The following is a 13,852-nucleotide window of genomic DNA, read 5'->3' on the forward strand; positions in this document are numbered from 1 at the left end:
TTTAAAAACTGGAAACAAGATGCACATTCTGAAGGAGGAACTCGTAACCCGTTAATTGTTTTTTATCCAAATGGAATTAAAGACAAAGGCGGAATCAGAAATCAATACAGCCACGTAACCGATTTACTGCCAACAACTTTAGAAATTGCAGGAATTAAAGCTCCGGAATATATCAAAGGAATTAAACAAGATATTATTCAGGGTTCATCATTCCAGGCTTCTTTAGACAATCCAAAAGCAGAATCTTTACACAAAGTTCAATATTACTATATCTTTGGAAACAGAGCTATTTATAAAGATGGATGGAAAGCGGCTGCGGCACATTTACCAGATTCATTTGCTGTAAAACAATCTTTAGGTAAAAACGAAAAACCTGTTGCAAGCAATTTTGATACTGATGTTTGGGAATTATACAACTTAAACGAAGATTTTAACGAACGCAACAATCTGGCTAAAAAATACCCTGAAAAGTTAGCTGAACTTCAAAAATTATTTGATGAGCAGGCAAAAGAAAACAATGTTTACCCATTGATCGACTGGCAGGATGTTTACAACAGAAGAATCCACAATACTGGAGCTGACAAAGGTAAAACGTTACAGGATTTAGTAAAACAAGTAACTAAACCTGCAGATACAGAAACTGCAAAATAATCATTTACATAACCTGCAAGGTTTGCAAAACCTTGTAGGTTTTTCAATAAAAAACAGAAGATTCTAACAAATTAGTGAAAAAATAAAAAATAAAACTCTACTACATCCATAGAATTAGAAGTTAAATTATTTATTTTTACATTAACATATTAAAATTCAAAAAGATATGAAACGAGTAGATTATGAAATCATAGGAAAAAAGATTGTCGTTGGGGCAATTGTATTTTTAGTTCCGCTGGTAATTTTAGCCGGAGGATTAGCATTAATTAATCAATTTTTAAAATAAGAAATCATGGCAATAGTTCAAAAAGAAAAACTAACAAGAGATTTAAGTATCAGTTTATTAATTTACAGTTTGCCTGTAGTGGCAATTTTCCTGTATTTTAAATTAACAGGCGGAGCGGTAAGCGAATCGCATATTGCACTTCCTTCATTTTTAGAATTCGCAAAACCGGCATTCGAAAACATCCGTACTTGGGGATTAACCGTTTTTATGGTGGTTTTGGGAATTATAGAATTTGCGGCAGGTTTATATGATGACGAATGGACAGGCGAAGAACGTAAAGTAGATATCGTTTGTTTCTTGGCTCCAAAATTACTTTTACCTCCTGTAATTGCATTTTTCAGCTTAACAGCTTTACCTTATTTATTACCAAATTTAGCAAACACACTTTCATGGGTTCCGTTTTGGGGAGGATTTTTCCTAATCGCAATTGCCGATGATTTAACCCAATATTGGTACCACAGATTACACCATCAAGTACCATTTTTATGGCGTTTTCACAGAACACACCACTCTGCTCCATATATGGGAATGGCGATGGCTTCAAGACAAAACTTTATTTATACGGTTTTCTTTTCTCAAATTTATTTAACTGCAACTTTAACCTATTTAGGTTTAGGATTACCGGCTTTATTTGTTTTGGTAATTAAAAGTTTCATCACTTTAGGCGCGCATTCAAGCATTGCATGGGACAAACCATTTTACAAATACAGAGTTTTACATCCAATTGCATGGGTTTTAGAAAGATTAATTTCTACTCCGGCAACACACCACGCACACCACGCAGATACAAGCGGTGACGGTGTTGGACATTTTAAAGGAAACTTCGGAAACATGTTTTTCATTTGGGACATGATTTTCGGGACTGGATTAATCACTCGTAAATTCCCGGAATCTTACGGAACAAAATCATACAAACAAGAAGAATGGTACGCACAATTTTTGTGGCCGATATTCAAATCTAAAAAAGAAGGAAGTTCTCTTGCCGAAGGCGTATTGGCATTTCCTCTAAAAGCCAAACCTGTAGAAAAAGCAGCAGAAACTGTTGAACAAACTCCGGTTTTAGAGCAGGCTTAATCTTAAAAAGCAATAAAAAATATAAAGTACGGCAGTGTATTCAAATTAATCTTGAATACACTGCCAGCTTTTATCAAAACTATACTGTTATGAAAAATAAAATAAATATTATTACACTAATCCTGCTGTTTACAATAGTAGGTTTTTCTCAAAATAAAAGTTCAAATACCGTTTCATTAGATGTTTATTACAATAAAATTCAGGCTGAAAAAAAGCCTCAGATAATTGATGCACGCGGTCCTGAAGAATTTGCCTTAAACCATATTAATGGCTCAGTAAACTTCAATTTAGAGTCAAAAGATTATGCCGAACAAGTTGCAAAATTAGACAAATCAAGACCTGTTTTCACTTACTCAATTGGAGCCGGGCGAAGCGTTTGGCTGGCAGACGATTTATTAAAAAAAGGGTTTAAAGAAGCCTACAGTTTAGAAGGCGGAATTGCGAACTGGATTGGAAACGGAAAACCTTTTTATGCTAACTCTAAAAGCAAACTGACTTTAGCCGAATACAACAAAATCATTGCTGATAATAAAACTGTTTTGGTTGATATTGGTTCTAAATATTGTGGTGCTTGTATAAAAGTAAAACCAGTTTTGGAAACCATTAGAGCACAATACGGTGAAAATTTAAAAATTGTAGAAATCGAGTTAGAAACCAGTCCGCAAGTAATCGCAGACTTAAAAACCGTAAAGGTCTTCCCTACTTTAATTTTATATCAAAATGGTAAAATAATCTTCAAAAAAGACGGTTTGGGCGATTTGAAAAATGATGTAGATGTGGCTTTGGCTTCGAAATAAACATACATGTAAAGCTTTGTCAAAGTTTTAAACTTTGACAAAGTTCGCTACAATCTTGTCAGGCTGAGCGAAGTCGAATGTCGGGCTGAGCGAAGTCGAAGCCCGCGTTAGAAACTCTACAAAGATTGAATTTTCGTGACGGAGCTACTTGTATGGGCTTCGACTTCACTCAGCCTGACAAACTGTACATGAAAAAATTAAACAACGCAAAACCAAAATATAACTAACTATAATGGCAAACTATAAAAAAATAACCAAAATAATTCTACCCATTTTAATAATCCTTCTTATCATAGCAGCATTCTTATTATGGCCCATAAATACAGACGGAACATTAATAAAAGCCGATGAAAAACTAGCCGAAGGAAAAACAGCATTTCTGTCTCAAAAAGATACAACTTCAGAAAAAAAACCAAACATTATTATTCTCGTTGCAGATGATTTAGGCAAATATGATATTTCACTTTACGGAGGAAAATCGACTCCCACACCTCAAATTGATTCACTTGCAGCTTCTGGAGTAACTTTTACAGATGGATATGTTTCTGCTTCAATTTGTTCGCCTTCGCGCGCCGGATTATTAACTGGACGTTATCAGGAACGTTTCGGGCATGAATATCAGCCGGGAGATCGTTATCCAAAAAACAATTTAGAATATTATGCTTTTAAATATTTAATCAACACGAACAGCTGGCGATTAAATGATAAAATAAATTATCCAAACGAAGCTTCTATAGCGACGCAGGGTTTACCAAAATCTGAAATTACATTTGCCGATTTGGCTAAAAAACAAGGTTACAATACGGCAATTATCGGGAAATGGCATTTGGGACACAACAAAGGATTTTTTCCTTTAGACAGAGGTTTCGATTATCATTACGGATTTTATCAGGCATTTTCGCTTTACACACCCGAAGATGATAATCCGGATATCATCAATCATCATCATAAAGATTTTACCGATAAAATGATTTGGGGCAACGGACGCGTTGGAATTGGACAAATTCGCCGCGATACCACTATCATAAAAGATAAAAAATACTTAACCGAAACTTTCGCAGATGAAGCTGAAGCTTTTATTGACAAAAATAAAAACAAACCGTTTTTATTGTATGTTCCGTTTAATGCGCCTCATACGCCATTTCAGGTTCGCAAAAAATATTACGATCGTTTCCCGAATGTAAAAGACGAAAACAAACGTGTTTACTTTGCCATGATCAGCGCACTTGACGACGCTGTTGGAAGAATTAGAGAAAAAGTAAAAAAAGAAGGTTTAGAAGAAAATACCTTAATCTTTTTTATCAGCGACAACGGTGGTGCCGATTATACTTTTGCAACAACAAACGCACCGCTTAAAGGTGGGAAATTTTCTCATTTTGAAGGCGGTATAAATGTTCCGTTTGCACTTTCGTGGAAGGGAAAAATCAAACCGCATACTGTTTACAAAACTCCCGTAAGTTCTTTGGATATTTTTAGCACAATTGCAGCCGTTACACATTCTGGTTTACCAAAAGACCGTGTTTATGACGGAGTTGATTTAGTAGATGTTGTAAACAGCAATAAAGAAGCCCACAAAGATTTGTACTGGCGTTCTGGCGACGCAAAAGCAATTCGAAGTGGCGACTGGAAATTAATCATCAGTGGAAAAACGCATGAAAAATGGTTGTATGATTTATCAAAAGACAAATCTGAAACTACAGATCTGGCGGCAAAAAATCCTGAAAAAGTAAAAGAGTTACAAACCGCTTTACAAACTTGGGAAAAAGGTTTAATCAAACCACTTTGGCCTAATTTGACTTATTATGAATTCGACTTTGGTAAACAAAAATACTTTGTTGATTTGTAACAATTACAACAGTCCTGCAAGGTTTCCAAAACCTTGTAGGTCTTTCATTTTAAATACTATATTAATAACTAATACCTACAAGGTTTTAAAAACCTTGCAGGAAATAAATAATAAATTGCCTCCAGCTTTAGCTGGAGGTTTAGAGTTAAAGTGCAGAAGGCTTTAGCCAAACTTTTTATTCGGCTAAAGCCTTTTTCTATTTGCAAATCAGTTACCTCCAGCTGAAGCCGGAGGCAATTAAAACCTTTTTTAATCTACAAATCTGTTAAATCCAGCTCAAGCTGGAGGCAATTGAAATAAAATCTTAGAATCAATAATTCTTAGAATAATCAAATCAAAAACAAATGTCAACTCAACCCAAACAATTTAACATACACGAAGACTGGACAGTCGTAATTTTAGGATTTATAATCATCGGAATTTCCCTTTTTATATTTCTTCCCGAAGTTCCTGTTTTCGGCTGGTCAAACACTTCTGATTTATTTACGAAAGTATTTGATTTCGCAAACCTTAAAATACTTTTAATTCAGTTTTTATATCTCATTTCAATTGGTACAATTGGAGCATTTTTAATTGGAAGATCCGTAAAATATTTTCTATTTACTTTTCCAATAGTGTATCTTTTAACTTTGATTGCACTTATTCTCGCAGGAAATTCAGCCATAAAATCCATCAATTTAGAAGCCGTAATTTTCAGTTTGATAATTGGTTTAGCAATTGGCAATTTCTTTAAACTTCCGGAATGGTTTCGTTCATCACTTTCTACAGAAGTCTTTGTAAAAATTGGATTGGTTTTATTGGGAACCGGAGTAATTTTTTCAGATATATTAAAGGCAGGCTCATTAGGCTTAATTCAGGCATTGGTTGTTGTGATATCCGTCTGGTATTTTGCCTTTTGGCTTTGCCGAAAATTAAAAGTAGATGATGAATTAACGATGATGATTTCGAGTGCCGTTTCTATTTGCGGTGTTTCGGCTGCCATCGCCACTTCGGGCGCCATAAAAGGCGATTCAAAGAAATTATCGTATGTCATTTCGATTGTTTTGGTAACCGCAATTCCCATGATGATTTTCATGCCTATAATTGCCAAATATTTCAATTTCCCCGAAGAAGTAACCGGAGCCTGGCTTGGCGGAAGTATCGACACTTCCGGCGCCGTTGTAGCGTCTGGAACTTTAGTTGGTGAAACAGCTTTAAAAATAAGTACGATTGTAAAATTCTCTCAGAATGTTTTATTAGGATTAGCTGCTTTTGCGATTTCTGTTTATTGGACGTATTCGCATAATACTACTTCAGAAGCTGTCGAATCAAAACCAACTCTAAAAGTGATTTGGGAACGTTTTCCGAAATTTGTAATTGGTTTTATTGGTGCTTCTTTAATCTTTTCATTTTTAATTACACCCGAAACCAGAGACGGCGTAAAAGACAGTTTAAAAAACCTGCAAGGAATTTGGTTTGCTTTGGCTTTTACAAGTATAGGTTTAGAAACTAATTTTAAAGATTTATTGAGCAATAACAGCCGTAAGCCATTGTATGCCTTTTTAATTGCACAATTATTCAATGTAATTGTTACGTTGATTATTGCGTTTTTGCTTTTTAGTTAATTTTTTTTGCCACGAATTTCACGAATTTTCACGAATCGATTTGTCGAAATTCGTGGCGATAACACTTGTCATTTCGAGGAACGAGAAATCGCACTAGAAATTCCGCAAAGAAAATCGACAATCTTTGTAGAGCTACTTGTGCGATTTCTCGTTCCTCGAAATGACAAACTTTGAGTTTTCCTATCTTTAATCAATCACTTAAAAATCAACAAATTAAATTCTTAAAACACACCTACCCCCTATTATATCACATCTTTTTTTCAAAAAAAGCAAAGATTAATTTGGATATTACAATATTAAATTTAACTTTGTCTATAGAATTAGTAGAGTTTAAAATTAAAAACTTACATTTTGAAAACATCAGTACATAATACGTATCACATTCTTCGTAAAAAACACACTTATAACACCTCTTGTTATATGTGCAGCTGTTGTTAATTCCTCCTTATTCGTTCGTTTTGAATCGGTTTAAAATTAAAACCGGAAACTATAAATCGGACTGTGTATATTCCCAAATTTATTGAAATATTCCTTTGATGCTTTTGCCTCAGAAGATATCATGTTATACTAAATCAAAAATGAAAATGGAGACGACAAACTAACATTCTTTTTGATTACCAAGGGTCATTTCTGCGGCAACAGAAATGACCTGATTTAAAGAACATTTATCACTTACAAAAACAAGAAAACAAACAACAAAAGACATTGCAATGAATACAAAAATTACAAAACTTCTTTTTTCTATTCTCTTAACCGGAGTTGTAACTTCTCACGAGTTACAGGCTCAAACAGAATCAAAACCCAATATTATTTTGATTTTGGTTGACGATATGGGTTATTCAGATTTAGGAAATTATGGTTCAGAAATTAAAACACCAAATCTCGATAAGTTAGCTACAGAAGGTTTACGCTTACGCGAATTTTACAATAACTCGATTTGTGCGCCAACACGCGCTTCCCTCCTAACGGGACAATATCAGCATAAAGCCGGAGTTGGCTTTTTTGATGTCAATTTAGGTTTACCGGCTTATCAGGGTTATTTAAACAAAGAATCTTTGACTTTAGGAGAAGTTTTCCGTTCTGGCGGTTACAGCACCCTTTTATCAGGAAAATGGCATGTAGGATCAGAAGATCAGGCGCAATGGCCAAACCAAAGAGGTTTTGATAAGTTTTACGGAATCTTAAAAGGAGCTTCGAATTATTTTGATACAAAACCGCTTCCTTTCGGGAAAACGCCTTATCCGGTAAAACTAATTCGTAATAACGAAGAACTACACCCAAAAGATGATTCGTATTATTTTACAGATGAAATTGGGAATAATGCTGTAACATTCTTAGACGAGCAAAACAAAGAAAATAAACCTTTCTTTTTATATCTCGCTTTTACTGCGCCACACTGGCCGCTACAGGCAAAACCTGTTGATATTGCTAAATACAGAGGGAAATTTGATGAAGGCTGGGATGTTTTAAGAGAAAAGAGAATCCAGAAACTAAAAGCCAGCGGGATTTTACCTGCCGATCAAACTATATCGCCAAGAGATCCTGAAGTTCCGGAATGGAATAAGTTAAGCTACGACGAAAAACAATTCTGGAAAGCTAAAATGGAAGTATATGCCGCAATGGTCGACAATATGGATCAAAACGTTGGCAAAGTTCTGGACAAATTAAAAGCACTTAAAAAAGACAAAAACACGCTGATTGTTTTTATTTCAGATAATGGAGCTCAAGGCGGATTCAATACCTATAACCCGCTTGGAAGAGGTTTGGTTCGAAATGACGGACCAGTTGGAACTTCGGGTTCGTTTGATTATCAGGAGCAAAACTGGGCTTATTTATCGAATACTCCACTTCAGCAATATAAAAATAATATGCACGAAGGCGGTTTTAGCTCTCCGTTTATTGCTTGGTTTCCATCCAAAATAAAAGCGGGCAGAATCGAAAAAGGAACCGGACATATTATTGACCTTGCTCCTACTTTCTACGAATTAGCCGGAATAGATTACCCAAAAGAATATAATGGTGTGACGACAAACGCTTTGGTTGGAAAAAGTTTGTTGCCTGTTTTATTTAATAATGTTTCACAGGTCGATAGAGGCGCACCATTATTTTGGGAAAGAGCTGGAAACAGAGCCGTTCGCGATGGAAAATGGAAATTGGTTTCGATTTATCCTTCTTACGAATGGGAATTGTATGATCTTGAAACGGATCGAGGTGAAACGACAAATGTTGCACAACAAAATCCGGGAATTGTAAACAAACTTTCGGCTTCTTATTTTGAATGGGCAGACAAAACCGGAGTGGTTGAATACAGCAAATTCAAACTAAAACCAGAAACAATGCCGGGCGGTGCGGCGTTGAAAAAATAAAATTAGTTAAACTCGAAAAATATTTAAACACATAGAAACATAGATTTTTTATAAAACTGAAAAAAGATTTAAAAGATAACAGGTTATCACACATAGCTATGTTTGTTAATGCAAGTGAAACGCCTTTATCCGCAATAAATTCTATGTCTCTATGAGTTTAAAAAATAAAATGTGTTTAAAAATAAAATTATTTTCTAATCATAAAATCAAATCGATATGAATTCATTTTATCAGGAAATTGCAAGACAGCATCAGGAATTATTAATACTTCCTGAAAAGAAATTAATACATCAGTTTATAGATGAATTGTTTTCGATTTTATTTTCGAATACTTCGAAATCCTACGGTATTGTGGCGATTATTGAAAACAAATTTGATGGATTAGAAAAACAATTTGACGAGCTGGTTTTAGACTTTGCTCCTAAAAATCAAAACACCAAACAGCAGACGGAAACCTTTTTTGAGGCTCTGCCTTATTTACATAAAAAAGCATTGAATGATGCTCAAACCATTTTTGCAAAAGATCCTGCAGCCAAAACTTTAGAAGAAGTATTATATTCGTATCCAGGTTTTTTCGCTATTGCCGTTTACCGATTTTCTCATCAGCTTTGGAAGCAGGATTTAAAATTATTAGCCAGAACAATTTCAGAATATGCGCATATTAAAACGAGCATAGAAATTCATCCCGGAGCCAAAATTGGAAATGATTTTGCGATTGATCACGGCACGGGAATCGTAATTGGCGAAACTACTGTTATTGGCAATAATGTTCAAATTTATCAAGGCGTTACGCTTGGTGCTTTGAGCGTTAAAAAAGAGGAAGCTTTTATCAAAAGGCATCCTACAATTGAAGATAATGTTATTATTTACGCCAACAGCACAATTCTTGGCGGACAAACAACTGTAGGCAGAGATTCAATTATTGGAGGAAATGTGTGGCTGACGTATACAATACCTTCCAATTCGGTTGTTTACCATAAAAATGAGATGAAGGTTAAGGACAATAATCCTTTTCCCGAACCCATTTTTTATTCGATTTAAAATTGAGTGAATGTTTTTAACACATAAACCGTCTTGTAAACTTTGTCAAAGTTCAAAACTTTGACAAAGTTCTGAGCAACAAAAGCCTGTGTTAGAAATTACTCAATACATTGAAGCATAAAAATATCAAACACATGAAATATCAGAACATTTTAGAAACCATTGGCAATACGCCGCACATTAAGCTCAACAAGCTTTTTAAAACCCACGAGGTATGGATTAAATTAGAAAAAGCAAATCCGGGATCGAGTATCAAAGACAGAATTGCACTGGCAATGATTGAAGATGCTGAAGCAAAAGGACTTTTAAATCCCGATTCTATTATTATTGAACCAACATCTGGAAATACCGGAATCGGACTTTCACTGGTGGCAGCCGTAAAAGGTTACAAAGTAATTATTGTAATGCCGGAATCGATGAGCGTAGAACGCAGAAAAATCATTGAAGCTTACGGCGCTGAATATGTTTTGACACCGAGAGAAAAAGGAACTTCGGGAGCGGTTGAAAAAGCAAATGAATTGGCAGCAACAATTAAAAACTCTTTTCTGCCTTCGCAATTTACAAATCCTGCAAATGTTGCCGTTCACGAAAGAACGACAGCACAGGAAATTTTAGCCGATTTCCCAGACGGAATTGATTATCTAATTACCGGCGTTGGAACGGGCGGACATATTACCGGAGTTTCTAAAATATTAAAACAGCATTTTCCTAATTTAAAAACTATTGCGGTTGAGCCTGCACTTTCAACAGTTTTAAGCGGAGGAATTCCTGCTCCTCATCCTTTGCAGGGAATTGGTGCCGGATTTATTCCCGAAGTTTTTAACAGAGAATATATAGATGAAATTGTGACTATTGAAAAAAATGATGCTTTTTCATTTGCAAAAAAATTAACGAAAGAAGAAGGAATTTTTGGAGGAATTTCGACTGGAGCAGCATTGGCAGCGGTTTCTAAAAAATTAAAAAATATTCCCGAAGATGCCGTAATCCTGACTTTTAATTATGATACCGGAGAGCGTTATCTTTCTGTAGAAGAATTATTCGATTTTTTCTCCTAAAAAACAACGAATCAAAATCTTACAATAAAATAAAACCCGTAATTTTAAGAATTGAATCTTAGAATTGATTAAAATAAATAATTAACCGAAAAACCTTAAAACTATGGCAGAATTAGAAAAACAACAGACCGCATTAGGCGATGTTGCTGCAAGACAATTAGCAATTGCAACTCGTACCGTTCCTCAAATTGGAACCATTACTCCACGATGGTTAACGCATTTACTACATTGGGTTCCGGTAGAATCGGGTGTATTTCGTTTGAATAAAGTAAAAAATGCCAACCACATCGAAGTAGATTGTTCGGCACGTGATGAAAGAGTTTTACCAAACACTTTCGTAGATTATATCGATAATCCTAGAGAATACAATCTGGCTGCTGTACAAACAATTGTTGATGTACATACTCGTGTTTCTGATTTATACAGCAAACCATACAACCAGATTTCAGAACAGCTTCGTTTAGCTATCGAAACAATTAAAGAGCGTCAGGAAAGCGAATTAATCAATAATAAAGATTATGGATTATTAAGCAACGTTGCGCCGTCTCAAATTATAAAAACAAGAACGGGAGCACCAACTCCAGACGATTTAGATGAATTGTTGACAAAAGTGTGGAAAGAACCTGGATTTTTCCTTTTGCATCCATTAGCAATTGCAGCTTTTGGACGCGAATGTACACGTCGAGGAGTTCCGCCGCCGACAACTTCTTTATTTGGATCACAATTTTTAACATGGAGAGGAATTCCGCTTATTCCTTCGGATAAATTACCAATCGTAAAAGGAAAATCAAAAATTATTCTTTTAAGAACAGGTGAAAGCCGTCAAGGTGTTATCGGATTAATTCAGCCAGGTTTACAAGGCGAACAATCTCCTGGATTATCAGTTCGTTTTATGGGAATTAACGAAAGAGCCATTGCTTCTTATTTAGTATCTCTTTATTGTTCTTTGGCTATTTTGGTAGATGATGCTATTGCTGTTTTAGAAGATGTTGAAATAGGAAAGTATCATGAGTACAAATATTAACAGCAACGGTTTACCAAACATCGACGATTTGCAAAATTTAGCAAACGAGTTGTTTAAAGCTTTACCGAATGAATTTCCAAAAGAAATCTCATTAAGTCCGGATAAAGCCGAACACCCGCGCGCGACAAAGATTGCAGAAACGATTTTGCACGCCGGAAACGTTGATCAGTTTGGTCAGCTTCCTGTGGCAAGTCCGTCGAGTACGCCGCCAGCTCCGCCTGCATTTAGCGGATTTGGAGCTTCTCCATCTGTAATAAATTACGGAAATGGAGCTTCAGCTTTGTACCCAAATGCCGGGGCAGGATTTGATCCGCAAAACAGAAATTCATCTTCAGGAGTTCAGGAAAACCATGATTTAAATATCAATGATCCACACACCGGATTTCATGATGTTAATTTAAAAAATGGAAATGCGCCGCAGCTGAATGAAGAAAGTCTTTTTTCGGGGTTTTCTTTGAACCATCAATATCTGCCATTTCAAACAGAGAATTCTTCTTTTGAGATTGAATTACAAGCTGCTTTGGCAACTGTTGATACACAGTTTAAGAAACGTGAAGGTTTTCCGTTAAACGGAAATGAAACAACAAATTCATACTATTTTTTAGATCAGAATCCTTTTGCTTTTGATAAAAGAAGTACGGATATCATTGTTGGAAATTCATTCGAACATAAAGAAATTAATCTTTTTAAAGGACATCATTTTGATGCCGCTTTAGTAAAAAAGGATTTTCCAATTCTAAGAGAAACCGTAAACGGAAAACCATTAGTTTGGTTTGATAATGCGGCAACAACTCAGAAACCACAATCGGTAATTGATAGAATTGCGTATTTCTACGAACATGAAAACTCAAATATTCACCGTGCGGCACATGAATTGGCAGCTCGTGCATCAGACGCTTATGAAGCCGCTCGAGAAAAAGTAAAAGCTTTTTTGAATGCTTCTTCTGTAAACGAAATTGTTTTTGTGAGAGGCGCAACCGAAGGAATAAATCTGGTGGCTTCAACTTGGGGCGAACAGAATTTAAATTCGGGAGATGAAATTATTGTGAGTAATCTGGAGCATCATGCGAATATTGTTCCGTGGAAAAGGCTTGCAGATAAAAAAGGTTTGAAATTAAGAGTAATTCCTGTTGATGACGATGGTCAGATTCTGCTTGATGAATATGCAAAACTGCTGAATTCTAAAACACGTTTGGTTTCTTTTACACAAGTTTCAAATGCATTAGGAACGGTAACTCCGGCGAAAAAAATAGTTGAAATGGCACACGCTGCCGGAGCAAAAGTTTTAATCGACGGCGCACAATCTGTTTCACATATGAAAGTTGATGTACAGCATTTAAATCCGGATTGGCTGGTTTTCTCAGGACATAAATTATTTGGTCCAACGGGAATTGGAGCTTTATACGGAAAAGAAGATTTACTTAACGAAATGCAGCCTTATCAATCTGGCGGAAACATGATTCAGGACGTAACTTTTGAGGAAATAAAATACCACAAAGCTCCGAATCGTTTTGAAGCCGGAACCGGAAACATTGCCGACGCCATTGGTCTTGGCGCAGCAATCGATTATGTAACCAAATTAGGAATTGAAGCTATTGGTCAATACGAGCATTATTTATTAGAATATGCGACAAGACTTTTAAAAGAAATTCCGGGTGTACGATTGATTGGAACTGCAAAAGATAAAGCCAGTGTATTGTCTTTTAATTTACAAGGCTATTCAAACGATCAGGTTGGACAGGCTTTAAACAAAAAAGGCGTTGCGGTAAGAACCGGACATCATTGTGCACAGCCTATTTTACGCAGAATGGGAGTTGAAACAACTGTTCGTCCTTCATTAGCATTTTATAATACAACCGAAGATGTCGATACTTTTATTAAAACCGTTTGGGAGCTTAAAAAAGTTAGATTCTAAAAAAATAGAGAGAATGTATTTGATACATTCTCTCAAAAAAGATAATTGCTTTTTTTGATATTTTAAGTAATTATACCCTGAAAGCGATTGTTTTATAACAGTCGCTTTTTTTATTAAAACTACGTTTTTTGGCGCTAAAAAAACAGCATTTTTTTTAACGAAAATATTCTGCCTTACATTTTTATCAAAAAAT

At 35.4% G+C, this 13,852-nt stretch carries 10 protein-coding genes; all 10 read left to right on the plus strand.

Features of this window, described 5'->3' with window-relative positions; translation table 11 throughout:
* The coding region (locus B3C18_RS10495; protein WP_291146405.1) for a sulfatase/phosphatase domain-containing protein at positions 1–651 on the plus strand (651 nt) is incomplete at its 5' end.
* 292 nt (positions 652–943) lie between these two features.
* Complete coding sequence (locus B3C18_RS10500; protein WP_053471677.1) at positions 944–2,011, plus strand: sterol desaturase family protein; 1,068 nt, start codon at positions 944–946, stop codon at positions 2,009–2,011.
* An 89-nt stretch (positions 2,012–2,100) separates the two neighbouring features.
* A complete protein-coding gene (locus tag B3C18_RS10505; RefSeq protein ID WP_291146409.1) occupies positions 2,101–2,808 on the plus strand; it encodes a rhodanese-like domain-containing protein in 708 nt (235 codons plus the stop codon).
* 232 nt (positions 2,809–3,040) lie between these two features.
* On the plus strand, positions 3,041–4,654 hold the full coding sequence (locus B3C18_RS10510; protein ID WP_291146411.1) for a sulfatase-like hydrolase/transferase: 1,614 nt from the start codon (positions 3,041–3,043) through the stop codon (positions 4,652–4,654).
* A 344-nt stretch (positions 4,655–4,998) separates the two neighbouring features.
* Complete coding sequence (locus B3C18_RS10515) at positions 4,999–6,258, plus strand: YeiH family protein (RefSeq protein WP_291146413.1); 1,260 nt, start codon at positions 4,999–5,001, stop codon at positions 6,256–6,258.
* Between the two features lie 710 nt (positions 6,259–6,968).
* Positions 6,969–8,624, plus strand: coding sequence for an arylsulfatase (locus tag B3C18_RS10520; protein WP_291146415.1), 1,656 nt, complete (start codon positions 6,969–6,971; stop codon positions 8,622–8,624).
* Between the two features lie 216 nt (positions 8,625–8,840).
* Positions 8,841–9,665 carry a serine O-acetyltransferase EpsC gene (epsC, locus tag B3C18_RS10525; RefSeq protein WP_291146417.1) on the plus strand — a complete coding sequence of 275 codons (825 nt, stop codon included), beginning with the start codon at positions 8,841–8,843 and terminating at the stop codon, positions 9,663–9,665.
* Between the two features lie 134 nt (positions 9,666–9,799).
* Positions 9,800–10,720, plus strand: a complete 921-nt coding sequence (gene cysK, locus B3C18_RS10530; protein WP_291146419.1) for a cysteine synthase A — start codon at positions 9,800–9,802, stop codon at positions 10,718–10,720.
* A 103-nt stretch (positions 10,721–10,823) separates the two neighbouring features.
* Positions 10,824–11,744 carry a family 2A encapsulin nanocompartment shell protein gene (locus tag B3C18_RS10535; protein ID WP_291146421.1) on the plus strand — a complete coding sequence of 307 codons (921 nt, stop codon included), beginning with the start codon at positions 10,824–10,826 and terminating at the stop codon, positions 11,742–11,744.
* On the plus strand, positions 11,728–13,659 hold the full coding sequence (locus B3C18_RS10540; RefSeq protein ID WP_291146423.1) for a family 2A encapsulin nanocompartment cargo protein cysteine desulfurase: 1,932 nt from the start codon (positions 11,728–11,730) through the stop codon (positions 13,657–13,659). The genes B3C18_RS10535 and B3C18_RS10540 overlap by 17 nt, the downstream gene beginning before the upstream one ends.
* Positions 13,660–13,852 lie beyond the last annotated feature (193 nt).

Source organism: Flavobacterium sp. UBA7680 (assembly GCF_002482975.1).
Lineage (GTDB): Bacteria > Bacteroidota > Bacteroidia > Flavobacteriales > Flavobacteriaceae > Flavobacterium.